Annotated in this window: 25 protein-coding genes and 5 tRNA genes; 9 read left to right on the forward strand and 21 right to left on the reverse strand. The window is 59.1% G+C overall.

Going from position 1 to position 24,383, the window contains the following annotated elements; genetic code table 11:
* Positions 1 to 7: 7 nt before the first annotated feature.
* The gene (locus tag G485_RS0101235) at positions 8 to 1,186 is read right to left on the reverse strand and encodes an MFS transporter (RefSeq protein WP_027091016.1); all 1,179 of its coding nucleotides are present in this window, start codon (positions 1,184 to 1,186) and stop codon (positions 8 to 10) included.
* A gap of 243 nt (positions 1,187 to 1,429) precedes the next feature.
* Here G485_RS0101235 and G485_RS0101240 point away from each other — a divergent pair, with 243 nt between their 5' ends.
* Positions 1,430 to 2,899: an aminotransferase class I/II-fold pyridoxal phosphate-dependent enzyme gene (locus G485_RS0101240; protein WP_027091017.1), complete on the forward strand. Its 1,470-nt coding sequence runs from the start codon at positions 1,430 to 1,432 to the stop codon at positions 2,897 to 2,899.
* A gap of 264 nt (positions 2,900 to 3,163) precedes the next feature.
* Positions 3,164 to 3,583 carry a DUF1885 family protein gene (locus tag G485_RS0101245; RefSeq protein WP_027091018.1) on the forward strand — a complete coding sequence of 140 codons (420 nt, stop codon included), beginning with the start codon at positions 3,164 to 3,166 and terminating at the stop codon, positions 3,581 to 3,583.
* A gap of 81 nt (positions 3,584 to 3,664) precedes the next feature.
* Here G485_RS0101245 and G485_RS0101250 read toward each other — a convergent pair whose 3' ends face one another.
* From G485_RS0101250 to G485_RS30310, 5 genes are all read right to left on the reverse strand, one after another.
* Positions 3,665 to 3,955, reverse strand: a complete 291-nt coding sequence (locus G485_RS0101250) for a DUF1292 domain-containing protein (RefSeq protein WP_027091019.1) — start codon at positions 3,953 to 3,955, stop codon at positions 3,665 to 3,667.
* A gap of 115 nt (positions 3,956 to 4,070) precedes the next feature.
* The gene (locus G485_RS0101255) at positions 4,071 to 4,646 is read right to left on the reverse strand and encodes a hypothetical protein (RefSeq protein WP_027091020.1); all 576 of its coding nucleotides are present in this window, start codon (positions 4,644 to 4,646) and stop codon (positions 4,071 to 4,073) included.
* 93 nt (positions 4,647 to 4,739) lie between these two features.
* A complete protein-coding gene (locus G485_RS0101260; protein WP_027091021.1) occupies positions 4,740 to 4,967 on the reverse strand; it encodes a hypothetical protein in 228 nt (75 codons plus the stop codon).
* 330 nt (positions 4,968 to 5,297) lie between these two features.
* On the reverse strand, positions 5,298 to 5,528 hold the full coding sequence (locus tag G485_RS0101270) for a hypothetical protein (RefSeq protein WP_027091022.1): 231 nt from the start codon (positions 5,526 to 5,528) through the stop codon (positions 5,298 to 5,300).
* Positions 5,529 to 5,622: 94 nt separating this feature from the next.
* On the reverse strand, positions 5,623 to 5,787 hold the full coding sequence (locus G485_RS30310; protein ID WP_169732278.1) for a hypothetical protein: 165 nt from the start codon (positions 5,785 to 5,787) through the stop codon (positions 5,623 to 5,625).
* 179 nt (positions 5,788 to 5,966) lie between these two features.
* On the opposite strand from G485_RS30310, the gene G485_RS0101280 reads away from it, so the two are divergent.
* The 5 genes from G485_RS0101280 (at position 5,967) to G485_RS24725 (ending at position 8,653) form a co-directional block, all read left to right on the forward strand.
* Positions 5,967 to 6,042 (forward strand) — tRNA-Val (locus G485_RS0101280).
* Positions 6,043 to 6,175: 133 nt separating this feature from the next.
* Positions 6,176 to 6,553, forward strand: coding sequence for a WGxxGxxG family protein (locus tag G485_RS24715; protein WP_240489035.1), 378 nt, complete (start codon positions 6,176 to 6,178; stop codon positions 6,551 to 6,553).
* Positions 6,554 to 6,677: 124 nt separating this feature from the next.
* Positions 6,678 to 7,388, forward strand: coding sequence for a hypothetical protein (locus tag G485_RS28165; protein ID WP_027091023.1), 711 nt, complete (start codon positions 6,678 to 6,680; stop codon positions 7,386 to 7,388).
* 64 nt (positions 7,389 to 7,452) lie between these two features.
* Positions 7,453 to 7,528 (forward strand) — tRNA-Val (locus tag G485_RS0101295).
* An 87-nt stretch (positions 7,529 to 7,615) separates the two neighbouring features.
* Positions 7,616 to 8,653: an S-layer homology domain-containing protein gene (locus G485_RS24725; RefSeq protein ID WP_156922039.1), complete on the forward strand. Its 1,038-nt coding sequence runs from the start codon at positions 7,616 to 7,618 to the stop codon at positions 8,651 to 8,653.
* Between the two features lie 18 nt (positions 8,654 to 8,671).
* Here the strand turns inward: G485_RS24725 and G485_RS0101305 are convergent, their stop codons facing one another.
* Together G485_RS0101305 and G485_RS0101310 are read right to left on the reverse strand one after the other, a co-directional pair.
* Positions 8,672 to 9,493 (reverse strand): SPL family radical SAM protein, encoded by an 822-nt coding sequence (locus G485_RS0101305; RefSeq protein WP_051317936.1) that lies wholly within the window; start codon positions 9,491 to 9,493, stop codon positions 8,672 to 8,674.
* Positions 9,494 to 9,495: 2 nt separating this feature from the next.
* Positions 9,496 to 10,227: a uracil-DNA glycosylase gene (locus G485_RS0101310; RefSeq protein ID WP_027091025.1), complete on the reverse strand. Its 732-nt coding sequence runs from the start codon at positions 10,225 to 10,227 to the stop codon at positions 9,496 to 9,498.
* A gap of 105 nt (positions 10,228 to 10,332) precedes the next feature.
* Between G485_RS0101310 and dat the strand changes: the two genes are divergently transcribed.
* Positions 10,333 to 11,169 carry a D-amino-acid transaminase gene (gene dat, locus G485_RS0101315; RefSeq protein ID WP_027091026.1) on the forward strand — a complete coding sequence of 279 codons (837 nt, stop codon included), beginning with the start codon at positions 10,333 to 10,335 and terminating at the stop codon, positions 11,167 to 11,169.
* Positions 11,170 to 11,270: 101 nt separating this feature from the next.
* Here dat and G485_RS29650 read toward each other — a convergent pair whose 3' ends face one another.
* From G485_RS29650 to G485_RS0101380, 13 genes are all read right to left on the reverse strand, one after another.
* Positions 11,271 to 11,444 (reverse strand): hypothetical protein, encoded by a 174-nt coding sequence (locus G485_RS29650; RefSeq protein ID WP_156922041.1) that lies wholly within the window; start codon positions 11,442 to 11,444, stop codon positions 11,271 to 11,273.
* A gap of 99 nt (positions 11,445 to 11,543) precedes the next feature.
* A complete protein-coding gene (locus G485_RS0101325) occupies positions 11,544 to 12,056 on the reverse strand; it encodes a metallophosphoesterase (protein ID WP_027091027.1) in 513 nt (170 codons plus the stop codon).
* Positions 12,057 to 12,372: 316 nt separating this feature from the next.
* A tRNA-Leu gene (locus G485_RS0101330) sits at positions 12,373 to 12,461 on the reverse strand.
* A 318-nt stretch (positions 12,462 to 12,779) separates the two neighbouring features.
* Positions 12,780 to 12,856: transfer RNA gene (locus G485_RS0101335), tRNA-Ile, on the reverse strand.
* A 21-nt stretch (positions 12,857 to 12,877) separates the two neighbouring features.
* Positions 12,878 to 12,954, reverse strand: a tRNA-Met gene (locus G485_RS0101340).
* A gap of 95 nt (positions 12,955 to 13,049) precedes the next feature.
* A complete protein-coding gene (locus G485_RS29655) occupies positions 13,050 to 13,220 on the reverse strand; it encodes a YycC family protein (RefSeq protein WP_156922043.1) in 171 nt (56 codons plus the stop codon).
* A gap of 91 nt (positions 13,221 to 13,311) precedes the next feature.
* A complete protein-coding gene (locus G485_RS30315; RefSeq protein ID WP_169732279.1) occupies positions 13,312 to 13,476 on the reverse strand; it encodes a hypothetical protein in 165 nt (54 codons plus the stop codon).
* Between the two features lie 128 nt (positions 13,477 to 13,604).
* Positions 13,605 to 15,155 carry an ABC transporter substrate-binding protein gene (locus G485_RS0101355; RefSeq protein WP_035154322.1) on the reverse strand — a complete coding sequence of 517 codons (1,551 nt, stop codon included), beginning with the start codon at positions 15,153 to 15,155 and terminating at the stop codon, positions 13,605 to 13,607.
* A gap of 111 nt (positions 15,156 to 15,266) precedes the next feature.
* Positions 15,267 to 16,796 (reverse strand): ABC transporter substrate-binding protein, encoded by a 1,530-nt coding sequence (locus G485_RS0101360; protein ID WP_035154324.1) that lies wholly within the window; start codon positions 16,794 to 16,796, stop codon positions 15,267 to 15,269.
* Entirely contained in the window at positions 16,793 to 17,683 is an 891-nt protein-coding gene (locus G485_RS0101365) for an ABC transporter ATP-binding protein (protein ID WP_027091030.1), read from the reverse strand. The genes G485_RS0101360 and G485_RS0101365 overlap by 4 nt, the downstream gene beginning before the upstream one ends.
* Before the next feature lie 4 nt (positions 17,684 to 17,687).
* Positions 17,688 to 20,564 (reverse strand): ABC transporter permease, encoded by a 2,877-nt coding sequence (locus G485_RS0101370; RefSeq protein ID WP_027091031.1) that lies wholly within the window; start codon positions 20,562 to 20,564, stop codon positions 17,688 to 17,690.
* Between the two features lie 3 nt (positions 20,565 to 20,567).
* Positions 20,568 to 21,680 (reverse strand): efflux RND transporter periplasmic adaptor subunit, encoded by a 1,113-nt coding sequence (locus tag G485_RS0101375; protein ID WP_027091032.1) that lies wholly within the window; start codon positions 21,678 to 21,680, stop codon positions 20,568 to 20,570.
* Positions 21,646 to 22,416, reverse strand: a complete 771-nt coding sequence (locus G485_RS0101380; protein WP_084423046.1) for an ABC transporter ATP-binding protein — start codon at positions 22,414 to 22,416, stop codon at positions 21,646 to 21,648. Before G485_RS0101380 ends, G485_RS0101375 begins: the two co-directional genes overlap by 35 nt.
* A 208-nt stretch (positions 22,417 to 22,624) precedes the next feature.
* On the opposite strand from G485_RS0101380, the gene G485_RS0101385 reads away from it, so the two are divergent.
* A complete protein-coding gene (locus tag G485_RS0101385; protein WP_420805709.1) occupies positions 22,625 to 24,313 on the forward strand; it encodes a glutamine--tRNA ligase/YqeY domain fusion protein in 1,689 nt (562 codons plus the stop codon).
* Positions 24,314 to 24,383: the final 70 nt, after the last annotated feature.

The following is a 24,383-nucleotide window of genomic DNA, read 5'->3' on the forward strand; positions in this document are numbered from 1 at the left end:
AAATCCATTACCGTTCCGCGCTCGCCAAGGCGCGGTCTTCGCTGCGGAAGCGGGCCAGCAGGCCGAGCGCGGCAAGCGACAGCGCGCCGGAGACGATGAACGGCAGAAACGCGTACAGGCCGAGCAGCGACGTTCCGAGAATCGGCCCGACAATGCGGCCGAGGCTGTCCATCGACGAGCTGAGGCCCGAGGCGACGCCTTGTTCGACCTTCGTTTTCTGCGTAATCAGCGAGGTGACGCAAGGCCGGATCAGTGAGTTGCCGATGCCGAAAATACACAGGTAAACGGTGGCCGTTCCCCAGTGGCGGGCGGTCAGCAGCAGGAAAAAGCCGAGCGCCGAAATGATCAGGCCCGCGGCGATGTACGCTCCCTCCTGCCCCTTCTTGACCCTGCGCCGCACGACGCCGCCCTGGACGAGAGCGCCGACAATGCCGCAGAAGAAAAACATATAGCCGACGTTGCGCGGCGTAGCGTCGAACCGCTCCATGCCGAACAGCTGCATCGTCGCCTCCAGGATGGCCAGCGAGAATGTCACAAAAAAGGCGAGCACGTACAAGTTTTTGAGCGGCCCCTGGAACGCGGTCCAGCGGGACACCTTCGGCTGCTTCGCGATCTCGGCCCGCCGCTCCGGCGGCAGCGATTCCCGCAGCTTGCTCCAGGCGGCGGCGAAGGTGACGAGCGCCAGCCCGGCCGCCGCGTAGAACGGCGCCGCCAGCGAGATTCGGCTCAGCTCTCCGCCGACGAACGGTCCGAACGTAAAGCCGAGCCCGATGCTCATGCCGACGACGGCCATTCCTTTCGTCCGTTCCTCGTTCGTCGTAATGTCCGCGACGTAAGCGACGATGCAGGCGGTCACAGCGCCGGAGAACAAGCCTCCGAGCAGGCGCGACACGTACATCATGGCGAGGTTGTCGATGAACAGCCCGAACAGCAGGAAGCTGAGGCAGAAGCCAAGCACGCCGGTCATAATGACCGGACGCCGGCCGATCCGGCCCGACAGTTTTCCCCAGAAGGGGGATAATAGAAAGGATACGAGCGAATACAGCGACAGCATCGCTCCGGTATGAAGCCTCGCCCGTTCCGGGTCGATATCGGTCACGGCTTGCGGCAGAACGGGAATAATGATGCCGAATCCGATGAAGGTCGTCACGAGCATAAGCGCGACGATTACCAGCTTGCTTCGCAAAGCGATTCTCTCCTCCGGTGCGAATGTGTTCCGACTCCATAAAATATGGTAGCACAGCCGCAAGTCCGTTCCAAATCCCGTTTGATGGCGTTTTCGTGACAGCTTGCGGCCGGATGCGTTCCCGTGGCGGTGCTCCCCCGTCCCGCGCCGGATCGCCGAATGTTGCATTCCCCCCCATTTTTGCTATACTCATGCTTGTTCATTCAACCGTACGTTACGGCATGGAAAGGCAGGCGCTTATCTTTGGATCATTCCCGCACTCCCCTGTTCGACGCCCTGTTGCGTCACGCGGCGCAGAATCCGGTACAATTCCATATCCCGGGCCATAAGAAAGGAACCGGCATGGACCCGGCGTTTCGCGAATATATCGGGCAGAACGTGCTCGACATCGACCTGATCAACATCGCGCCGCTCGATGACCTTCATCAGCCTGTCGGCGTGATCCTGGAAGCGCAGCAGCTGGCGGCCGACGCGTTCGGCGCCGACGCCACCTTCTTCTCCGTGCAGGGAACGAGCAGCGCCATCATGGCGATGATTCTGGCGGTATGCGGCCAAGGCGACAAAATCATCGTTCCGCGCAACGTTCATAAATCGGTCTTGTCCGCGATCATCTTCTCCGGGGCTCGCCCGGTGTTCTTGTCCCCGGTGCGCGACCGCAATCTCGGGATCGACCACGGCATTACGACCCGCTCGGTGCGGCGGGCGCTCGAACGGCATCCCGACGCCGCCGCCGTGCTCGTCATCAACCCGACCTATTTCGGCGTCTGCGCCAATCTGAAGGAGATCGTCGATCTCGTCCACGAGTACGACATTCCGGTGCTCGTCGACGAGGCCCACGGCGCGCTCATCCATTTCTCGGACCGGCTGCCGATGTCCGCCATGCAGGCCGGCGCTGACATGGCCGCCACCAGCGTTCACAAGCTGGGCGGTTCGATGACCCAAAGCTCGATTCTCAACGTCCGCGCCGGCCGCGTCAACATTCAGCGGGTGCAGACGATACTCAGCATGCTGACGACGACGTCGACGTCTTATCCGCTGCTCGCTTCGCTCGACGCGGCCCGCCGCCAGCTCGCGCTGCACGGGCGGGAGCTCGCGGAGCGAACGGTCCGGCTGGCCCAGGAAGCGCGGGAGGCCATCAACAAGATCGAAGGTCTGTATTGCTTCGGTGAAGAGCTTCTCGGCGACGAGGCGACTCACGATTACGACCCGACGAAGCTGACGATTCACGTGCGCCATCTCGGCATTACGGGATACGATGCGGAAAATTGGCTGCGCGAGCGTTACCGCCTCGAAGTCGAGCTGAGCGATATGTACAACATCCTCTGCCTCGTGACGCCGGGCGACGACGCGGAATCGCTGGGCATCCTCGTCGAAGCTCTCGCCCGCATGGCTGACGAGTTCCGTCATACTCGGGAGGTAAAGGATGTCGTTGTGAGAATTCCGGAAATTCCGCATCTGTCGCTGACGCCCCGGGATGCCTTCTACGGCGAGACGGAGGCGGTGCCGCTGACCGAATCGGCCGGACGGATCATCGCGGAATTCATCTACGTCTATCCGCCCGGCATTCCGATCCTGCTCCCGGGAGAAGTCATCTCCCAGGAGAATATCGATTATATCGTCGAGCATTTGGACGTCGGCTTGCCGGTCAAAGGACCGGAAGACCGCTCCGTTCGGCAAATCAAAGTCATCGTGGAGGAGACGGCCATCTCCTGACTGTCTGCAGCCCGACGGCAACCAAAGCCCCCGCTTCCGGCATCGGCACCGGCTGCGGGGGCTTTGTTCATTCGGCTGGTCGCTGTTATAGACGATGGCGAAGTCGAACCGGCTGCTCTCGGAAGCGCATCCGACAAAGTTCACATTAGACGATTCCGTCAAGTCGTACAGAGGCTCGAACATCACGTCCCTCCTCCGCAGCAACGGAACTCGTTGCCAATCCGTTCCGCAGATGCTATCATTTCCCTTGGGGGGTGGCTACCGATGAGTCAAAGCGCTTACATTTCGCTTGTTCAAGGATCCGCCGCAGATCGGATTGCCTTGGAGGACGTGAAGGAGCATCTTCTGCATTACCGGGAACAAACCTCGCTTACCGGGCAGCAGTTGGATTGGAATTACGCGGAGGCGGCATTCCCCTATTCCATCGAGACCAAGCCCGGCGAAGAAGAGCGGTGGTTCTATCTGAAGGGCAAAACCCCGCAGTACCGCTTCATTCTGTTCGGAACGGGCGTTCGCTCCGAAGGCGAAGCCGAAATTCCGTTCGTTCACGTCGTCCTTCCCGATGGAGCGACCCACGGGGACAAGTCCAAAGCCAACGAATTTTGCAAGTGGCTGGGCAAGCGTCTGCTGGCCGAAGTGAAGCTGTTCAACGGGCGCATCCTTTCCTATAACCCTCGGAAATAAACGGCGCAACAAAGAGCCGCTCCTTCGTCCGTTGCGGACGCCGGAGCGGCTCTTGCCCGTTAAGCCTGAACAAGGGTCGAATCAGTCCGCTTCCTGTGCAACCAATTCTTCGTATACTTTCATAACGCGCTCCCACTCTTCATCGTCTTCGATGTTGACGAGCACTTCGTCTTCCCCATCTTCCTCGATGCGGAAGATGACGCCGTCGTCCTCGGGATCGTTGCGATCGAGCAGTACCGCGTACGCCTGATCGCCGCTCTCAAAAGTATACACAAGCACCATCTCGTGTTCGTTGCCGTCTTCGTCCGTTACGACGAACACGGCCTCTTCGTGCTCGTGATCGCAATTTTCGTCATGAACATGATCGCTCATGGAGAACCTCCGTTCGATCGGTTGAATTTACCTGCTTCCGTATCGTACCATTTCACGGCCTATCCGGTCAAACGAAGCGCCCCGCCCTGCACCGGTCGGAGCGCGCCGGAACGCCTTATTTGGAGATGATCGTCTTCTCGGATACGACTTGCATAGGGGAGTTGTCGGAGGGCTTCATCCAGAAGCGAACCGTGTATTTCCCGCTGTATTTGAATTCATAGGACGTGTCGGCGGACGTGAACCAGAAGTTGTCCTTGTCCGAAGGGAAGTCGCCGTCCTTGTCGGTGCGGCCGTCGATCCATGTCTCGTCTCCGTACGGATCGGCGATCGTCACCTTGAAGCCGCTGATGCTCGTCTGCAAATTGTCGATCTGCGCGAACACCCGGAAGCTGACTTTGCCTTTGGCTACCGAGCCGAAAGGCTTGTTGCCGGTCATCAGGAACATGTGCACGTTCGGTTTGTAGATCGTCACCTTCTTCGCGCTGTCGTCCCAGGCGACAATCCCCTGCACGACGTCGCCAAGCGAGCGGACGCCGACGTAAGCCTTGCCGTCGATGAGCGTTCCGTCGTCGTCCATCTCCTGCTTGTTGAATATGATCTTCACCTTCTGCGAGACCGTGTCCGCAAAAATAGCCGTGCCGCCCAGCAACGTAAGCACCACGGTTAATAAGAGAAGCTTGCGGATTCTCATCCGTCATTACCTCCGTCGTCCCCGTCTGTTTCCTGGTCTGTATTTGGTTATACCAACCTCGACAGGAAAAGTTGCGGACTGGAGGAAAAAATGCTACAGAGCCGCCTTAACGGCCGCCTTCGGCAGCGTCAGGACGCAAGGAACGCCGTTGCCTACGGCGCCGGGAGCGGACATCCGGGCGAAATACGCCAGTCCCCTCGCGCACGGGGTGGGACATACCGCGCATACGTCCGAAGTTACGATTTTCATCTGCGGCTGCTGGCTGTCCGAGGAAGCCCTCTTCTTTTTGACCGTTTTCGCTTTGCCCGCCGGTTTGTTCATCGCCGATTCCCCTTATTCGAACCGAATTCGTCCCCGATAAGGTATGCGCGGAGGCCGCGATCGGTGATTGGGCGCCTGGGCGTAAGCAAGCCGGGTGTTCAAAACCGCGAATATCCGCTATGATGGAAGAACGTACGGGCGAAAGGAAGCTGATCGATTGTGGTGACCACGTATATCGTGGCGGGCATTATCGCCGTCATTATTATTTTGTTGTGCGTCTGGGTAACGGGCAAAGCCTATTCCCGGAAATGGGAAGAATGAAAAACAAGAAGCTCCGATGCGCGCTAGGCGCGATCGGAGCTTCTTCGTAGCGGCAACGTCCGAGAGGCGCTACCAGCTTCTCGGCGTGAACTTTCCCCCGGATGCGGGCCCCGGCGCATATACGTCTCCGGTGACGCTCTCGATTCCGCGTCCGTAGACGTTCGCCGAGACGGCTCGCTCTTGCGGCGGCGCGGGCGCGATCCGGCAAGCGCCCAGCACGGCCGACAGCGCGGCCATGATCGCCGCGGCGCCCGCGGCGCGAAGCAGCTGCCGCCGAATCGGAGCCTTTCGAATCCCCATCTCGATTCTCTCCTTGGACAGACCTTCCTGCAGTTCCATTCTGTCCGAGGCCGAGGAGGATTATTCCGCAAGTCGCCGTATCGCGAACACGGCTTTATTTTATATCCTTGTCCCAATTCGACTTCATTCGCCAGACGAACTTTTTGTCGTGCTCCCTCGTATCCTTGCGGACGAGATTCGCAACCGCGGCCATGACGAAGCCGATCAGACTGAACAATCCGATCAGCCATACCGCAAGCCAAGCCCACTCTTGATCCATGGCAGACGCCTCCCGCTCTTGTGCCGATGGTTCATGTTTACGCCCGGCGAACCCCAATCAGCACTCGCGGCAAAGGATACGGAAGCAAAAAATTTGGCGTCGATTGTGCAAAAAAGGCGGCCCTCTTCTCTGTTGACTTCGGGCCGCTCTCTTGGTATTATACTAAATGTCCTCGATACGATCTGGTAGCTCAGCTGGGAGAGCACTACCTTGACAGGGTAGGGGTCACAGGTTCGATCCCTGTCCAGATCACCATAACGACAATCGTTAGAGCCCGTTGGAATGATTTCCAACGGGCTCTTTTTCATGGTGCGCCCGAATAAATTCGGACCGGTAAGGGACATTAAGGCTGCCAAGCAAAATGACTCAACAAGAAAGGACGAATACGGTGAAAAAAACGGGGCTTCTTGTTTTAGCCATAGCCTGTTTCTCGCTTGCGTCTCCGCTGGCCGCCATCGCTCACACTTCGCACGGAACAACTGGCTACATTACGACCGGCACCGGCACGACGACTTACGGAACGGCCGGCACGGAAACGACAGGCGTTGTCGGACCTTACAGCACGACCTACGGCACGACCGAAGCCGGAGCGTACACGACGAACAACTACACCCCCGACGCCCGGAGCGTCGGCAATGTCCGCGCCAACAATTACCGGACGTACGCGACGAACGGCAGAGCCTCCAATTGGGGCTGGCTCGGACTGCTCGGCCTGATCGGGTTGGCCGGCCTCCGCAGCCGGGACCGGGACCGGGAACGTTCCTGATCTCCTTCGCTCCGCAACGAAAAGATCGTCCCCCCTGCCTGCTTGGCGGCTATGGACGATCTTTTTTTGATGTATAGATCAACCTTCGAATACCCAAAATGGTGGTTGAAGGAGTGAGAACAACATGAATAAACGGATCAATGGATTGTTCAAACGGATGGCGCTGACGGCCGGAGCGGCCCTCGCCATCGCCGGCACGGGTTACGCCGGCTTCGCTTCCGCGGCTGTTGCCGAAGACTCCGCACAGACGCATCCGGCGTTCGGCCCGCATCACCATAAGGAACCCGTATGGATCCTCACCGTCGAGGGCAAAGAAGGCAACGCTCCCCTCCTGTCGCTGCTCAAAATCGACGCCGAAACGCTGGAAAGCCGGCTCCGCTCCGGCGAGTCTCTCGCGGACATCGCGAAGAAGCAAGGCGTGGACAAGATGAAGGTCGTTGATTTGCTCGTCGCCCAGCAGAACGAGCGCCTGAACGAAGCGGTCAAATCCGGCCAATTGACGGAAGAGCAAGCTTCCAGGTGGAGAAGCGGCTTGCAGGAACGGACAGAGCGGTTAGTCGAAAAGCACCATTCCTTCGGACAAGGCATGGGGCGCCGCAAAGCGCGATATTTGGAAGATACCGCCCAAGTGCTCGGCATGAGCCCGAGAAGCTTGCTGGAAGAGTTGAAGAAAGGCAAATCGATCGTGCAAATCGGCAAGGAGAAAGGCATCGCGGAGGACACGATCGTCTCCAAGCTGCTTGATAAAGAGAAGGTTCGGATCAAGGAACGGATTCATCGCATCTGGGGCAACACCAGTCAGGTCAAATCGCACGAAAAAAACGATAAAAATTAAGACAAAACGCTTTACAACTCCCGGACAAGCCGCTATAATAGATCAAGTCGAAAGGATTTCACTTGATCTGATAGCTCAGCTGGGAGAGCACTACCTTGACAGGGTAGGGGTCACAGGTTCGATCCCTGTTCAGATCACCATAACTTATCCAACGAACCCTACCGGATGCGGTAGGGTTTTTTCGTGCAACCTTTTCCATAACGGCCTCGTCTGAGGGGTTGACTGACATGTCGGCAACACACCCGAAGAACAACCGATTGGAGGACGAACGTATGGCCAGAACGAGCAAATCCGCCGCCGCCCTGCTGCTTGCCGGACTGTCCTGTCTCGTGCTGAGCGGAACCGCGAACGCTTTTACCGACATTCAAAACGATCCGGGGAAGGCGTCGATCCTTGACCTGAAGCAACGCGGCATCGTGCATGGCATCGGCAACGGGCAATTCAAGCCGGGCGCGAAGGTTACCGGCGCTTCCGCCGTGACGCTCATCGTCAAGGGACTGGATCTGAACATCGACAACATCCGCTTCGTCAAGAAGCCGAAAGCAAGCCAGTATTTCTCGAAAATCAAAGACAACGCGCCCTATGCCTCCGCGTTTATGATCGCGCAATTGAACGGCCTGGACATTCCGCGCGATATCGACCCGTCCGCGAACGTCACGCGGGAACAATTCGCGCACTGGCTGTTCCAGGGCATCTCCGCCAAAGGTGAGTTCGCTTTCACCGAACAGTACATCCTGCTCGCCGATGAGGACAGCGTGACGAAGAACTACATGAACAGCATTCAGAAGCTGCTGATCGCGAATATTGCCGAGCTGGACGCCAGAGGAAAATTCCGTCCGAAGGAGGCGATCACCCGCAGCGAGGCGGCCGTCCTGCTGGACAGAGCGATCGAATTCGTGGAGAAAACGAAGCCTATCCCCGTCCCAGATCCGGGCAAAAGCATTCTGAGCGACGTCAAGCTGACATCCGCCCCGCTCGCCGACGGCGTCACCAAAGTAACGCTGACGGCCACAGCCCCGCATCCCGGCTACGGCATCGAAGTGTCGAACATCTCGTTCATCGGCAGCGCTGCGGTCATCGATTACCGGGTCGTTCAGCCGGACCCCGACAAGATGTACCCTCAGCACGTCGCGACGGTCAAGACGGAAACCTATATTCCCGCTTTTTACAAGCCTGTGCTCGGGTCGGCGACGGCATCCGTCGATTCCGGCGCTTCGACGGATGCCGCCACGGGAGGCTCGACGGGCTTTCCGATCGACGAGTAAGCGGGGCGGTTCCCCCGCTTAAGGAGCAAGCGGCGGCGGAGCGAAGCCTTCCGCGCTGACCGTGACCGCGCCCGGAGGCATGAGGCGCCCGAGCTCGGCCGCGAGCGCCGCCAACGGCTCCGGCCCGTACCATTCGCTCCAGCCGTTGCGCGCATATAGGCCGCGCATGCCGAGCCGCTCGCTGCGGCGTCCCCCGCTACCGTCGCCGCGGAAATAGTCGTCCACGACGACGCGCGGCACCGCCGCGGCCAGCTGCGCCGCGAACGCGGGCGTATGCGGCAGCAGCGGCGAGACGGCCGCCTGCGTGGCGACGCCCGCGGCGGCGAGCTCGCGCAGCGCCCGCAGCCGCGCCGCGAAGGGCGGAGCCGACGGCGTCAGCGCGCGGCGCACGTCGTCGCGATCCGTCTCCACCGTCACGCTGACGCGGACGCGTCCGGCCAGACGGCGCAGGACGTCCGCATCGCGGAGCACGAGCGGCCCGCGCGTTTGGAGCAGCACGAAATCCGGCGGTTCCTCCGCCATCGCTTCCAGCAGCCCTCTCGTAAGCTGCAGCTTCGCTTCGAGAGGCTGATAAGGGTCCGTTGCCGACGAGAAGAAGACGGCGACGGGCCCTTTCGTTTTGGCTCTCGCCAGCTCCCGCTTCAGCGTCGCCGGGTCGCCCTTCTTGGCTTCAGCCCATTCCCCCCAAGGCTCGGAGCGAAACATCGCGACCGGCAGCCTGCGCACGTAGCAATACGAGCATCCGTACGAGCAGCCGACGTACGGATTCAATGTATGCGTATAGCCGCTCAGATAGCCGGTTGCCGGCGTCAACCAGCGGATCGGACGGGCAGCGCTCAAGCTTAAGCCCTCCTCCCGTCCTCGCGCCCGGCGGCGGCTTCCGCCTCGGCCGGATTTCCCAGTTCCGGCACCTGCCAATCGATCTCCGGCAGTCCATGCGCCCTGAGGAACGCGTTGGCGCGCGAGAACGGCCGGCTGCCGAAGAAGCCGTTATGGGCCGACAACGGGCTCGGATGCGCCGATTCGATGACCAGGTGCCGCTTCCGGTCGATAAACGCCGCCTTCTCCTGCGCGTTGCGGCCCCACAGAATGAAGACGAGCGGCCGCTCGCGCTCGTTCAGCGCCGCGATCACCGCCGTCGTGAACGTCTCCCAGCCGAGGCTGCGGTGAGAGTTCGGCTGGCCTTCGCGCACCGTCAACACCGCGTTGAGCAGCAGCACGCCTTGTCTTGCCCAATGCTCCAGGTAGCCGTGGCTCGGGATCGTGCAGCCGAGATCGTCCCGCAGCTCCTTGTAAATGTTCTGAAGCGAAGGAGGCGTTCGGACGCCCGGCCGGACGGAGAAGCTGAGCCCGTGCGCCTGCCCCGCTCCGTGATAAGGGTCTTGTCCGAGAATGACGACTTTGGCGTCCTCGTAGGAAGTCAGATGGAGCGCTTGGAAAATATGATGCATGTCCGGGTAAATCGTCCGCTCCCGGTATTCGGCGGCCAATTGCCGGCGAAGCTTCTGATAATAAGGCTTCTCCAGCTCCGGCTGGAGAAGCGGTCCCCAATCGTTGTGAAAAATAACGGCCATGCCGATTAGACCTCCATCCATGCAAAAAAGGTTTACAAATGGATCGCTCCCCTTCATTATAACAATGAAAAGGCAAAGGAACCTAGTCGAAAAGGAGGAAAACCCATGTCATCCGTTTATTGGGACGGGCGCCGGTTCGTCGGCAAGGAGGAGATCCGGATATCCCCCGACGACCGGGGCTATTATTTCGGCGATGGCGTCTACGAAGTATTCCGCGTCTACGGCGGCCGTCTTTACGAGCCGAAGGCGCATTTCGACCGCCTCGTCCGTACGGCGGACGGCTTGCGTCTCAAGCTGCCGCTGTCGGTGGAAGCGATCGAAGAGAACCTCACCCGGCTGATCGCGCACAACCGTTTGTCCGAAGGCACCGTATACATGCAAATTACCCGCGGGGCGGCGCCGCGAAGCCATCCGTTCCCGCAGGAGGCGGAGCCGGTCGTTCTCGCCTACTGCAACGAAGTGCCGAGGCCCGCCGCTTCGATGGAAGCCGGCATCAAGGCGATTACCGTCCCGGACATCCGCTGGCTCCGCTGCGACTACAAGACGCTCAACCTGCTCCCCAACGTGCTCGCGAAGCAGGAAGCGCTCGATGCGGGCGCGCAGGACGCCATCTTGCACCGCGACGGGACGGTGACCGAATGCAGCGCCTCCAATATTATGATCGTGAAGGACGGAGCGGTCGTCACTCATCCGGCCGATAATTGGATTCTGCACGGCGTCACCCGCGGAGTCGTGCTCCGTCTGGCCCGCGCTTCGGAGATCGAAACGATCGAGCGCGCGTTTACGGTCGAAGAGCTGCTGAACGCGGACGAAGCATTCATTACGGGAACGACCGTGGAAGTGACCCCCGTCGTCGCCGTGGACGGACAAGCTATCGACAACGGATCGCCGGGCCCGGTCACCCGCCGGCTCCAGCGCGAATTCGCGGCCACGATCGGTTAATCGGTTATGAAGAGAGAAAGGGCCGTTCCGAGGAAGCGCGGCAAGACGCCTCCTTCGGACAGCCCTTTTTTCTATATCCCCTTCGCCTGTCTTCCCGCCGGTTAATCGTATGTTTCGATGCTGAAAACGACGTATCGGTTCAGATGGTCTCTCTCCACCTCCGCCTTTTCGACGACTCGGCACTCCTGGGATTGAGGGTCTTCGACTACAAAATAGGAACGGTTGTTGTCGCGGTACAGCCTCTTGGCCAGATCGATGGCATATTGCTTCGTCATGCTCTCCCTCTCCCCTTGCATCGAATGGATCCGAGGATAGAATTCAACGATCGGAAGCCAATTCCTGCCGGCTCGTTCGTGCCAAATTTTTCCCTTCCTTCAACCCTGCTCTTCGCTTGCAACGACGGAATCCCGGATTTGCTCGAACGTCAACGGCTTGTACGCCCAATGCTCCACGCAGACGTTGAAGTGGTTCTTCCCTTCGTATTTCTGCCCGTGGATATGCCCATGGACATTAACGTAAGGCATGTGCTTGTTCATGTACATCGGCTCGTGCGAGAGGAAAAAGAACTCCTTGTAGATGATCGGATACTCGCTCACCTCGTCGAAGCCGACCTCCAGCCACCAGCTCCTCGTCCTCCCGCGATCGTGGTTGCCCAGAATCAGAAACTTGCGTCCGTTCAGCCTGCCGACAATCTCCCTTGTCTTCTCCCGGTTCAGGAACGAGAAATCGCCCAGATGGAACACCTGATCGTCCTTTCCGACGACCGAGTTCCAGCTCTCGATCATGGCGAGGTTCATCTCCTCCACGTCCCCGAAAGGCCGGGATTCGAAATCGATGATGTTCCGGTGGCCGAAATGGTGATCCGATGTAAAAAAGGTTTTGGACATCCGGCTTTGCTCCTCTCATTCGCTTTCTTCGCTGATCGAAATCGTCTGTTTACAACTTAACCGATTTGGGCCCGCAACGGAAGTTTTCATCCAGCCCCGGTAACGAAAGAGGCAGTCTCCAAAGTCCGAATGACTTCAGGGACGGGCAGCGCCGTTCTTCTTGTTTAAACGAAAATACCCCGCTTCGTTATTTCCGCCAGCCTGACGAAAAATACGAAGTGGGGTATTGCGTCTCTACTTTTATGTATCGAATCACTCAAGCGAATGATCGGGCCGTCGGAGTCCAAAGTTGGAACATTCGGCCTAATAATCGAAGTGGTGCCGAGGACGGGAATCGAACCCGTACGATGGTCACCCATCCCAGGATTTTAAGTCCTGTGCGTCTGCCAGTTCCGCCACCCCGGCACGAAAAAATGCCCTGAAAACTTGACCAATTCTTTGCGACGACAAGAAAGATCATAACATGTATCCTGGTGTAATGCAACATAGAATGGAAGAAAAAAGACGGCCGTCCCCGCGGCCGCCTTCGTTGTTTCCGTTCGACTCCGACATCAAACTTTAAACTTGCCAATGAGACTTTGCAGCGCTTCCGCCATGCCGGCCAGTCTCGAAAATAAAATAAGCACAAGAATCCCAAATCCGAACACATCCGGATTCAAATCCTGTGCGTCTGCCAGTCTATTTAAGCTGGCTTCGCTATGGGAACGCTTGCTTGTCCTCTTGTGGTGGGCCCTGAGGGACTCGAACCCCCGACCAATCGGTTATGAGCCGACAGCTCTAACCAACTGAGCTAAGGGCCCTCGTTAGGTCTTACGAGGAATTGGTTGCGGGGGCAGGATTTGAACCTGCGGCCTTCGGGTTATGAGCCCGACGAGCTACCGGACTGCTCCACCCCGCGTCATTCATAGCAAGTATCCTTGAACAGCGACAAGAACTAATATACTACATAAACAGGCCTATCGTCAAGGAAGATCTCGAGAAAAGACGTAAAAATCAGGATTGTTTTTCCTCGTCTTTCGGCTGTTGGGCCGCTTCAGCTTTGGCCATCTCCGCCAGCTTCTGCAGCAAAATATGCTGGGGCATATGCATCAGATGCTCCAGCGGCACGTTCAGGTGCTTCGCCAGCTTAACGGCCGTATCGGCCGACAAAGGCATTCTCCGCATCTCAATCCGCTCCTTCCACCTTAGACCTTACCACAAAGGCGCGAACGTGCCAAGGCCCGCGGCGCGATCGCCGCAGGCCTTGGCAGACGAATCAGGGAACGTAGCGCACCCCGTATTTCCCTTTTCGGGAACGGTAAATCTCGATTTCGTGCGGCATGTCGATGCCGAACAGCCAACCGTCGTACTCCATCCTGCGAACGAGACAGCCCGCCTGAAATTTGGTGTCGTACAGACGAGACCAATATACCCATTTCATTGCGAATCCCTCCGGATCGTAGGTGATGGGCTTAGGATTTGCGCCCGGAGCTTCGATTAATCGCGAATGGCGGGTTGGCAAATGATTGTAGCCTCGCTAAGCCGGCGACGGGCACGCGGCCGATGCCGTTAAGGGATTTCCCCAGCCGCGCGCATGGCGGCTTCCTTCTCCGGCGACAGTCCGCTATTGTCCATATAAGGCGTCATGTCGATCTCGCCCTTCGGATTCGCCTTGATTTTCTGCAGCAGCTCGTCGCCCTTCTTCTGCCAGTCTGCCAGCGCCTCCTTGACGGTCATTTTGCCGCTTAGCGCCTTCTGGAACGAGAGATCCGCGAGCTGGTTGACCAAACTCAAATTCGGACGCTCCCGATACAGCTTCTCTTCGGCGTCGCTCGATTCGTACAGAGCCGGCTTCAGCTTGTAGAACGCTTCGATGTTGAACGCGCTGCCGTCGCGCGGTTTGATGAACTCCTTAAGGGTGCTGAGCTCGTAATTGCTGCGCGCCTTGAACTTGGCCGTCTCCTTGCTGTTGATAAACTTGACGAATTCCCATGCGTCGTCCGGATTTTGCGCGTTGGCGCTGATTCCGGTCAACTCGCTCAAATAGACGCTCGGGCCGACGTCGGGCATCTCGGGCAGCACGGGATACGTGACGACGTCCCAATCCAGCTTCTCGTACCCTTTCATTTTGTCCACATTCTGGTTGAAGGTGATCAGATCGTTCACCAGACTGAAGCCGCCGATCGTCATGGCGACGCGGCCCGTGAAGAACGGCCGTTCCTGATACGGATTGTACCTGTAATTTCCGTCCGCCGGTTGCTCGGGCCGGAGATCTTCCTGATGCGGGATGACGCGGTCCTTGTAGAGCTGGATCGGCTCGTTCCACGCCCGCTCCCATTGGGGAGTGTCCACCGTCATTTTCTCCCCTTTGTCGTCGAACATGCGCAGCTTCAGCGGCGAGACGATGTTCTGCACGTTGTAGAATTGCAGCCCCCCGCCCCAGTCGTTCAGCGACAAGCCGTAGACCGCGTCCTTGCCCGTTCCGGACTTCAGCCGTTTCGCGAGATTGAACACGTCGTCCCAGTTCATCCCGTCTGTCGGAACCCCGACGCCGGCTTGCTGGAACAGCTTCTTGTTGTAGAAGAGCGCCGATGCCGAGAACGTCGGGGACAGCGCGTACAGCTGGCCGTTGCCCTTCTCGCGAATCGTGTCCAGAATGGACGGAACGTAAGCCTCCAAATCCACCTTATCCTCTTTGATGAGCGGATCGAGCGGCTTGAGCAGGTTCTCTTGAACAAGCTTGCCCAGCGTCCCGGTATCCAGCATGACGACATCCACAGGATTGGCTCCTGTCATAATTTCTTTCAGCTTCTCCACCGGGTCCGGCTGTTCTTTCTGCATTCTCTCTTCATTGGATTCGTACATCGAATCCGAATAATCGATCGCGTTGACCAGCTCGATATCGATATTGCCGTGGGCAAGCTCGAACATGTCGGTATACTGCTGGCGAAAATACGATTCGTTGTCCTTGCTGCCGTACAGCATGCCGATTCGCAGCGTGCGGCGGTTGTTCGGATCGTCGGCGTCCGAACTGCTGCAAGCCGCGGCGATCGGGACGATCATGGACATGGCCATCAGGGCGGCAAGGGAACGGACGTTGCGGTGAAGTGTCGGTCTCAACAAATTTTTCCTCCTTCGGTTCAAAAGAACGCCGCTCGCGTTAGCTTTCTTGCTTGCACGAGCGGCGTTCCGAATTTTATCTGGTCGTCGATCTGGCTCGTTTATTAGGGGTCAGCCAATCGGCTTGGCGATGGCGCCTCCGCCCATGCCGCCGTAGACATCGCCGGGCACCCCGCCGATTTGGCCTTTCGGGTTCAGCTTGATTTTCTGCAGCAAGTCGTTGCCCTGCGTCTCAAATTCCGCCAGCGCTTCCTTGACCGATTTCTGATTCTGAATGACCTTGTTGAATTCCGTTTGCGCAAGCTGCTGGATTAGATACAGATTCGGCCGCTCCTGGTTCAACTTCTGCTCTTCGTAGCTGTTCTCCGAGATGAGCGGCTTCACCTGCGTGAAGGCGTCGATGTTGTAGCTCATCCCGTCCTTCACCTTGACGAATTCCTTCAAGGCCGGCATTTCGTAGCTGCTGCGGGACCGCAGCTTGCCCCACTCTTTGCCGTTCATGAATTTGACGAATTCCCAGGCGTCGTCCGGATTTTGCGCCTTCGTGTTAATGCCGGCCAAGCTGCTCAAATAAATGTAGCTGCTGACGCCCGGCATTTCGGCGAAGGTCGGCACCGGAAGAACGTCCCAATCGAGCGGCTCCATTCCTTTGAACTTCTGATAGTTGCGGTTGTACATGTCGATATCGTTGATCATATTATAGTTGCCGATGACCATCGCGGCCTTGCCGTTGAAGAAGGGCTGCTGAAAATACGGATTATAGCGGTTCTGGTCTTCCTGCGGCTGCTGGACTTGAAGATCCTCGTTGCTCGGCAGCACGTGATCCTTGTAAAGCTGAGAGATCGTCGTCCATACCTTCTCCCATTGCGGCGTGTTGACGGTCATTTTCTCCGCCTTGTCGTCGTATAATTTGAGCTGCAAGGGAGCCGCATAGTTCGTCATATCCGAATACGGATCGCTGTAGCCCCACTGGTTGAACGTAAATCCGAACTTGGCGTCTTTGCCCGTGCCCGACTTCAAACGCCTCGCCAGATTGAATACGTCGTCCCACGTCAGATTGCCGGTCGGAACGTCGACGCCCGCCTGGGCGAACGCCTTCTTGTTGTAGAACAGAGCGGAAGGCGTATAAGTCGGAGCCAGCGCGTACAGCTGGCCGTCGCCGGCGGCCTTGATCCCTTCGATGACGGCGGGAACGTAATCGTTGACATCGATCTTGTCTTCCTTCATGAGCGGATCGAGCTGCTTGAGCAGATTCTCCTGCACGAGACTTCCGAGCACGCCCGAATCCATGATCATGACGTCGACCGGGTTCGCGCCGGTCATAATCTCCTTCACCTTCTCGATCGGATCGGGCTGCGGCTTGTCGGGCGTCTGCTCGTCGAACTGCGTCTCCGTGTAGTCGATCGCCGGAACGATCTCGATGTCGATGTTATTATGGGAAAATTCGAACAGGTCGGTGTACTGCTGGCGGAAATACGATTCGTCCTGCGAGCTGCCGTACATCGTGCCGATCCGGAGCGTCCGGCGGTTGTTCGGATCGTCCTCGTTCTTACTGGTGCATGCCGCCAGCGTCGGTACGAGAATCGCCAGAGACATGGCGACCAGCGTCCACCTGGGGATCGAATGTTTGCGAATGGTCATGCGGTTTCCCCCTCCAATGATTTCGGTGCGCGAATCAAAATTTTCTCCCCGTCGAATTCCATGCTCGCCTTGTCTTTAATGTCCAGCGCCTGCAGGAATTCCTTCGGGATTTGCAGCCTGCCGACGCGGTCGACGACGACGTACGCTTCGTGAACTTCGTCCAGCCCCCCTCCGCTTCCGTGAAGCGAAGGCGCGTTGTCCAGATTCGGATTCCGCTTGATGAACTCGGTGCTGGTCAGGCCGTCGCGGATGGCGACGACGCGGTCCACCTTCCCCGCGAGCGACAAGTCGTGGGTGACGATGACGACCGTAAGGCCCAGCTCGCGGTTGAACCGGCGGAAAATATCCATAATCATGTCCGAGGTCCGCGAATCGACCGAGCCCGTCGGTTCGTCCGCCAGCAGCATCTGCGGCTTGTTGGCCAGCGAGATCGCGATGGCGACCCGCTGCTGCTCGCCGCCCGACAGCTGCGTCAGCTTGTTGTGCATCCGGTCCTTCAGCCCGACCCATTCGAGCAGCTGCTTCGCGTAAGCCCTGTCGAGCTTGCCGGAGAACATCATCGGCATCTCCACGTTCTCCAGCGCCGTCAGGAACGGCATCAGATTGCGCGCGTTGTTCTGCCAGACGAAGCCGACCGTGTCCCGTTTGTACTTGACCAGATCGTCGTCGCTCGCCTTGAGCAGATCCCAGGGACCGACGCGCACCTGGCCGGCGGAGGGCCGGTCCAGCCCTCCGAGAATGTTCAGCAGCGTCGACTTGCCGCTGCCGCTGTTGCCGATAATCGCCATCATCTCGCCGTCGCTCACCGACAGGTTCAGCCCCTGGAGCGCAACGACTTCCAGATCGTCCGTCTTGTAAATTTTCACGAGTCCTTCGCATTGGATCATGGCGTTAACGCTCCTCTCCCAGCTTGACAGCCTGATGAACCTTCAGGCGGCGGATGTGCGACACGAGCAGGGCGACGCCGATCGCCATCATGACGCCGACAACGATATACAGCTTCACGGTGTCGGCGTTGTCGAACACGACGCGGAACGGCGGAACCTGATTCGCGGCGTTGTCCGTCGTCTGCAGGAACGGCAAGAACAGCACGCTCGTCAGCTTGCCGATCCCGATGCCGAGGCCGATGGACAGCCCCGCAGTAAAAATCTGCTCCAGCAGAAGCATCCCGGTCAGTTGCTTGCGCGACAGCCCCATCGCCCGCAGAACGCCGATCTGCACGATCCGGCCGGACAGGTTGAAAAACCAGAAGAGCACGTATCCGGCCAGCGATACGACGATCGTGACGAGGAAGCCGAGGCTCAGAATGCCGAACACGCCGCCGCGCGCGGGATGCTTGCTCTGGGTAATGAGCTCGCTGCGGGCGTCGCTGATCGACGCGATCTCGATGCCGTGCTTCTGCAGCTCCGGAATGATCGGAGCCGTCTTGGCGCCCGGCTTCATCTTCAGCCATACGTCGTACTGCATCATCGGCGCCTGATCGTAAATGTAATCGAGGTTGGCGACGATAAACGGCGACTGGTCGGGATATTGGGCCGGCCAGTAAGGCAGAAGGGCCGCGACGGTGAAAACGACGGGTTCTCCCTGCAATATGGCCTGGATCTGGTCGCCTTGCTTCAGATTGTACTTCTTGGCCATATTGGACGAGACGAGCGCGTATTCCGGCGCCTTGCCCATCAATGCCAGGTAGCGGTAAGGACTCGCCGGATACAGATCGCTGCGGAACCAGGCGACGCGCGCGAAGTCGACGTTGTCGATGCCGACGATCGTTCCCTGCCCCGCCGTGCGGCCGGAGATCGTTATGCTCGCTTTGGTCTGCAGGACGCGGGCGGCGTGCTCGACGCCGGGCAGCGTGCGAAACACCTCGAACGGCGGCTCGTTGTAATTGATCTTCGTCGGCGTCGGCTGTTGCCCGCCTCCGCCGCCGTTCCCGCCCTGGCCGCCCCCGCCTTGGCCCGAGCCTCCTTGACCGGAGCCGCCGCCCGAATTCGTCGGCGCCGACATCTCGGGGCTTCCTTCCCAGACGGTCGACACGATGACGTCCGTTCCGTATTTGTACAGAATCCGCTCCTCGGAGTTGAGCCCGATCGTCCGGGCGGCAGCCGAGTTGTACACGCCGAGCCCCAACGTCAGAATAAGCAAGATCATGAGCGGGTAATACGAACGGGAGGACCGGGACAGCTGCGTCAGCGTCAAATAGAGCGGCACGGGCAGGATCGCCCTCCACAGCTTGTTGAACAGCTTCAGCAGCAGCGGGAACAGCCGCAGGAACAGCAGCCCGGCCGCGAAGATAGAGATCGCCGGCACGAAGAACAGGAACGGCTGCACGTTGAGCTGGTCGGTCGTCATGCCGGTCTTGAACGACACCATCTGCCGCTCGTTGAACAAGTACCAGCCGTAGCCGGCGACGCCGATCAGCGCGACGTCGAGGAACCAGCGCTGCCAGACGGGCGCCCGGTCCGTCCGCGCCATCTTCCGCTTGTAGTCGACGATCGACGTCCGGGTGAACACGAGCGCCGGAATGACGGCGGCCCCGATGGCGACCAGGACGGCCGCGATGCCGGCGAGAATGCCGTCGATGCTCAGGCCGACCGGAATCGCCTTGCGGTTGACGAACGACAGGAAGCCGTCCGCCGAGCCGATGCTCTTGGCCATAAACCAGCCGATGAACGGTCCGATCAGCAGCGATATAAGGCCCAGCAGGACGCCTTCGAGCAGGAAGATCAGGAAGATTTGGCGCGTTCCCGCTCCCCGGCTGCGCATAACCGCGATGTCCGAGCGCTGCTTCTCGAGCGCCTGGCGTGCGTTCATCGTAATAAAGTAGAACACCATCGCGATCATCGGCGCGGCCAGGGTGAACAGCATCGTCTGCAGTTGAATGCTCTGGCTGCGGAACTCGCCCAGCATGCTCGCGAACGATATTTCCACCCGCGTATCCTTCAGCAGCTGGTAGACTTCGATGTCGACCCGATTCAGCGTGCGGCCGAGCGGAGTCAGCTGGCTCGTCTTGATCTCGCGAAGATCGTAGGCGGTATACCAGCTGGCCGTCTGCAGCGGGATTTGCATCTGCCCCATCAGGTCTTCCTTCATCGCGGGCTCGGCGATAAACAGCGTGTTCATGAGGCTGTCGAGCCCCTGATACCAGTAGGGCCCCGCTTCGTCCTTCGGCTTGAACGAACCGACGATCTCGACCCGCAGCGTCAAATTCAGCCCGCCGTAGATCGGATAGAGCAGCACGTCGCCGACGTGCAGATCGTTGCGGTACATCGCCTCCTCCATCATGACGGCCTGGATCGTTCCGTCGGAGTCCGCGCGGTCCGCGTACATCTTCCCGCCCGACATTTCGACTTGATCGGCGAGGCCGCTGAACGAGGCGAGCGTCATTTTGCGGGAGCGGCTCGCGTCCACCTTGCTCGGGTCCTCCGGCGTCACTTCCGCGCTGCGAATCGTCAGGCTTCGCTGGGAAGCTTCCGCCGGGAAGCCGATTCGGGCCGGAACGTCGTCCGTAATGTATTTGTCGACGTTGTCGAAGCTGGTGCGATCCGTCTTCCCGTCGGTAGACTGGTAGCGGATAAGCAGCGATCCGGCGGGCAATCCTTCGCTGTTGTCCTTGAGCGATTGCGCGACGACGCGCTTCAGGGCGCCGTCCGCATACATCGGAATGCTGGTCGTGAACGCCACCGCCACGAGCAGGCCGGCCAGCGTGCTGATCGTAAGCCAGCGGGTGTTCCACATCTTGCGGAATAAGAAACGGATCAGCGCGCTCATCGGTTACCGCCCTACGACTTTCTGTCCCGGCGTTAATCCTTGCAGCACTTCGGCTTCCGTCGCGGTCTGCTGGCCGACCTCGATGTCGACCTCGCGCTTGCTGCCGTCCGCTTCCGCCACCTGGACGTAAGTGCGGGCGCCGATCGTGCGCAGCGCGGAGAGCGGGATGACGACGGCGTTCTCCTTGCGGTTGACGACGACCGACACCGTGAGCGGCGTGCCGCGCGTCACCGACGCGGGAAGCTTCGGCACGTCGACGACCAGATAGTCGTCGATGCGCTCGATTTTCTGCCCGTTGCCTTGGCCATTCCCGTTGTTATCGTCGGTCTGGGGCGAAGGCAGCGCCTTGACTTTGCCCTTGACCGTGCCTGCGCTGTTGATGTCGACGTCCGCCTCCATGCCGACGGCCACCTTCGCCAGATCGTCCTTGGAGAACGAAGTGCCGACGACGACCAGCCGGCTCGTGTCCGCGACGATGGCGATCGGGTCGTACGCTTTGACGCTGGCCCCCTCCTGCACGCTGACCGAGACGATCGTCCCGTCGAACGGCGCCGTCAGCACCGCGTCGGCGATATCCTGCTGCAAATCCGCGATATCCTGGCGCTGCTGCTCGAAGGCGATCTTCTTCTTCTCGAATTCGATCGGATCCATCTCGTCGCGCTGGCGAAGCGTCTCCTTCATCGCCGTCTCCGCTTCGCTGAACGCGAGCTGCTGGTCGCGGAGCGACTTCTTCATGTCTTCCACGTCCAGCTCCGCGATGGGTTGTCCGGCCTTCACGCTGTCTCCGACATGTATGTATAATTTCTTCAAATACTTGCCGTCGAGATTTTTCGAAGTGAAATACAGCGTCTTCTCCTGCATCGACATGATCTTGCCGGAAGCCTGCACCTTCGTCTCCAGCGTCTTGGTCGTCACTTCGTACTCGGGCTTCTTGGAAATTTGCGGAAGCTGAATCGTCGACAAATCCTCCTCCGCCGGCTCGTCGGGCAGCAGACCGCAGCCCGTAGCCGCCACTGCGAGCGCTAGGACGGCCAGCAGTCCCGCGGCGCGGCGCCTGTGCGGCCGCTCCTTTCCGTCGTCCTTAGACGAACACGCCGTCCACCATTTCATAGACATGATCGGCTACCTCCATAATTGTTGTATCGTGGGTCGTCATGCAGATCGAGATGTTCTCGGTCTCGACAATCTCCCTAAATACCGCCATCACCTGCGCCGCCATCTGCGAATCGAGCTCCGCCGTCGGCTCGTCGGCCAGGATGAGGCTGGGCCGATGGGAGATCGCCTTGGCGATGGCCACCCGCTGCTGCTCGCCCCCGGACAGCTCGAACGGACGGTGGTGCATCCGTTTGGCCAAGCCGACAAGCTCCAGGCAAGCGGTGGCGCGAGATTTCCATTCGCTGCGGGGAACCTTCGCCATCCGCATCGACAGCTCCACGTTCTCGTAGGCGGACAGCAGCGGCATCAAGGCGTAAGCCTGGAAAATAAAGCCGATATCCTTGCGGCGGATCGCCGTCCGGCGGTTGTCGTCCCATTCGTGGAAAGGCTGTCCGCGAAAATAGATTTCGCCCTTCGTCGGAACGTCCAGGCCTCCCATTAAATTCATCAGCGTCGTTTTGCCGGAACCCGAGCGTCCTTTGAGCATGACCAGCTGCTTCGGATAAAGCTGCAAATCGATGCCCTTGAGCACCCTGAGCTTCTGGTTCCCGACGTCGAACGACCTTTCGACGCCGCGCACCGTAAGCAGAGGCTCCGCGTTCCCGCTTGCGCTCATTCCGCCGCTCTCTCTCTCTTCGGCGTCCGGCTTGCCTCCCGGCTGCTTCCGGGACGGGCTGCGCTGTCTCCAAGCGAGCATTCGACTTCCCTCCTTCTGCCAATTGCCTTCCACAATTATAACGAGGCTATCCGGCAAAAAGTTACGACTTTAGCATTTTTTTATGAGAATCATGAGAAGACGGCGGAACCAAAATTTCGACACCGAACGACAAATGCGCCTGCCAAGCCGATTTTTTTCGCTGCCTCTTTATAAGGAGGGGATATTTTGTGTATGATGAAGAAATAACATGTTACTGCGAGGAAGGTTGGTCGGATTGGAAAGCAAATCGGCGTCATCGAATTTCATTCGGAACATTATCATGGAAGACCTCGAATCGGGCAGAGTGACCGAAGTGGTCACGAGGTTCCCGCCGGAGCCGAACGGTTATTTGCATATCGGACATGCCAAATCCATCTGCCTGAACTTCGAGTTGGCCGACGAATTTAAAGGACGGACGAACCTGAGGTTCGACGACACGAATCCGGTCAAGGAAGACGTCGAGTACGTCGAATCGATCAAGCGGGACGTCCAATGGCTCGGGTTCCAGTGGGACGGACTGTTTTTCGCTTCCGATTATTTCGGGGAAATGTACGAGCGGGCGCTTCTGCTTATTCGCAAGGGCCTGGCCTACGTCGACGATCAAACCGCGGATCAGATTCGCGAAACCCGCGGAACGCTGACCGAGCCCGGCGTCGAAAGCCCGTACCGCAACCGTTCGGTCGAGGAGAATCTCGACCTGTTCCGGCGGATGAAGGACGGGGAATTCGGCAACGGGGAGAAGGTGCTCCGGGCGAAAATCGACATGGCGTCGCCGAACGTCAATATGCGCGACCCGGTTATTTACCGGATCGTCCACGCGCATCATCATAATACGGGGGACGCCTGGTGCATCTACCCGATGTATGCGTTCGCCCATCCGCTCGAAGACGCGATCGAAGGAGTTACGCACTCGATCTGCACGCTGGAATTCGAGGATCAGCGTCCGTTCTACGACTGGGTCGTCGAGCATTGCGAGATGGAAGCGAAGCCGCGGCAGTACGAGTTCAACCGGCTCAACCTGACGAACACGGTCATGAGCAAGCGCAAGCTGAAGCAGCTCGTAGACGAGAAAATCGTCGACGGCTGGGACGACCCGCGCATGCCGACCATCTCCGGGTTGCGGCGCAAGGGCTACACGCCGGAAGCGATCCGCGCGTTCTGCCGCGAGATCGGCGTGGCGAAGAGCTACGGCGTCGTCGACGAGCGCATGCTGGAGCATTTCATCCGCGAGGATCTGAAGCTGAAGGCTCCGCGGACGATGGCGGTTCTCCGGCCGCTCAAGGTCGTCATCACCAACTATCCGGAAGGACAAGTCGAATGGCTCGATGCGGAGAACAATGCCGAGAACGAAGAGCTCGGCCATCGCCAGATTCCGTTCTCCCGCGAAATTTATATCGAGCAGGACGATTTCATGGAAGTTCCGCCGCCGAAATATTTCCGGCTGTTCCCCGGCAACGAAGTGCGGCTGAAGCACGCTTACTTCATTAAATGCGAGGAAGTCGTGAAGAACGATGCGGGAGAAGTCGTGGAAATCCGCTGCACGTACGATCCCGAGACGAAGAGCGGCTCCGGCTTCACGGGCCGAAAGGTGAAGGGAACGATCCACTGGGTCGAAGCGAGCCATGCCGTTCCGGCCGAATTCCGGCTGTACGAGCCGCTCATCCGGGACGAAGAAGAAGGGGACGATTCGTCGTTCCTTGAGCGGATCAACCCGAACTCGCTTGAGACGCTTCGCGGCTTCGTCGAGCCGGGCATGAAGGAAGCGGCTCCGCAGGACAAGTTCCAGTTTTTCCGCCACGGCTACTTCAATGTCGATCCGAAGGACAGTGCGCCGGGACGTCCGGTGTTCAACCGCATCGTCTCGCTCAAAAGCTCGTTCGAATTGCCGAAAGCTTGACAAATCCGCTTCCATTGCGCTTATCATCCGGCTCCACCCCCTCGTTCGGGGCGGCGGAGCCTTGCTTTTC

Origin of the sequence: Cohnella thermotolerans DSM 17683 (genome assembly GCF_000429825.1) — a bacterium.
GTDB classification, from domain to species: domain Bacteria; phylum Bacillota; class Bacilli; order Paenibacillales; family Paenibacillaceae; genus Cohnella; species Cohnella thermotolerans.

Excerpts from the sequence above, each read along its gene's own strand:
- G485_RS0101245 (WP_027091018.1), top strand. The coding sequence starts at position 3,164 with ATGAGTCAAAGCGCTTACATTTCGCTTGTTCAAGGATCCGCCGCAGAT.
- G485_RS0101250 (WP_027091019.1), bottom strand. The coding sequence starts at position 3,955 with ATGAGCGATCATGTTCATGACGAAAATTGCGATCACGAGCACGAAGAG.
- G485_RS0101255 (WP_027091020.1), bottom strand. The coding sequence starts at position 4,646 with ATGAGAATCCGCAAGCTTCTCTTATTAACCGTGGTGCTTACGTTGCTG.
- G485_RS0101260 (WP_027091021.1), bottom strand. The coding sequence starts at position 4,967 with ATGAACAAACCGGCGGGCAAAGCGAAAACGGTCAAAAAGAAGAGGGCT.
- G485_RS0101270 (WP_027091022.1), bottom strand. The coding sequence starts at position 5,528 with ATGGGGATTCGAAAGGCTCCGATTCGGCGGCAGCTGCTTCGCGCCGCG.
- G485_RS30310 (WP_169732278.1), bottom strand. The coding sequence starts at position 5,787 with ATGGATCAAGAGTGGGCTTGGCTTGCGGTATGGCTGATCGGATTGTTC.
- G485_RS28165 (WP_027091023.1), top strand. The coding sequence starts at position 6,678 with ATGAATAAACGGATCAATGGATTGTTCAAACGGATGGCGCTGACGGCC.
- G485_RS24725 (WP_156922039.1), top strand. The coding sequence starts at position 7,616 with ATGTCGGCAACACACCCGAAGAACAACCGATTGGAGGACGAACGTATG.
- G485_RS0101310 (WP_027091025.1), bottom strand. The coding sequence starts at position 10,227 with ATGGCCGTTATTTTTCACAACGATTGGGGACCGCTTCTCCAGCCGGAG.
- dat (WP_027091026.1), top strand. The coding sequence starts at position 10,333 with ATGTCATCCGTTTATTGGGACGGGCGCCGGTTCGTCGGCAAGGAGGAG.
- G485_RS29650 (WP_156922041.1), bottom strand. The coding sequence starts at position 11,444 with ATGACGAAGCAATATGCCATCGATCTGGCCAAGAGGCTGTACCGCGAC.
- G485_RS0101325 (WP_027091027.1), bottom strand. The coding sequence starts at position 12,056 with ATGTCCAAAACCTTTTTTACATCGGATCACCATTTCGGCCACCGGAAC.
- G485_RS29655 (WP_156922043.1), bottom strand. The coding sequence starts at position 13,220 with ATGCGGAGAATGCCTTTGTCGGCCGATACGGCCGTTAAGCTGGCGAAG.
- G485_RS30315 (WP_169732279.1), bottom strand. The coding sequence starts at position 13,476 with ATGAAATGGGTATATTGGTCTCGTCTGTACGACACCAAATTTCAGGCG.
- G485_RS0101360 (WP_035154324.1), bottom strand. The coding sequence starts at position 16,796 with ATGACCATTCGCAAACATTCGATCCCCAGGTGGACGCTGGTCGCCATG.
- G485_RS0101365 (WP_027091030.1), bottom strand. The coding sequence starts at position 17,683 with ATGATCCAATGCGAAGGACTCGTGAAAATTTACAAGACGGACGATCTG.
- G485_RS0101370 (WP_027091031.1), bottom strand. The coding sequence starts at position 20,564 with ATGAGCGCGCTGATCCGTTTCTTATTCCGCAAGATGTGGAACACCCGC.
- G485_RS0101375 (WP_027091032.1), bottom strand. The coding sequence starts at position 21,680 with ATGTCTATGAAATGGTGGACGGCGTGTTCGTCTAAGGACGACGGAAAG.
- G485_RS0101380 (WP_084423046.1), bottom strand. The coding sequence starts at position 22,416 with ATGCTCGCTTGGAGACAGCGCAGCCCGTCCCGGAAGCAGCCGGGAGGC.
- G485_RS0101385 (WP_420805709.1), top strand. The coding sequence starts at position 22,625 with ATGTTACTGCGAGGAAGGTTGGTCGGATTGGAAAGCAAATCGGCGTCA.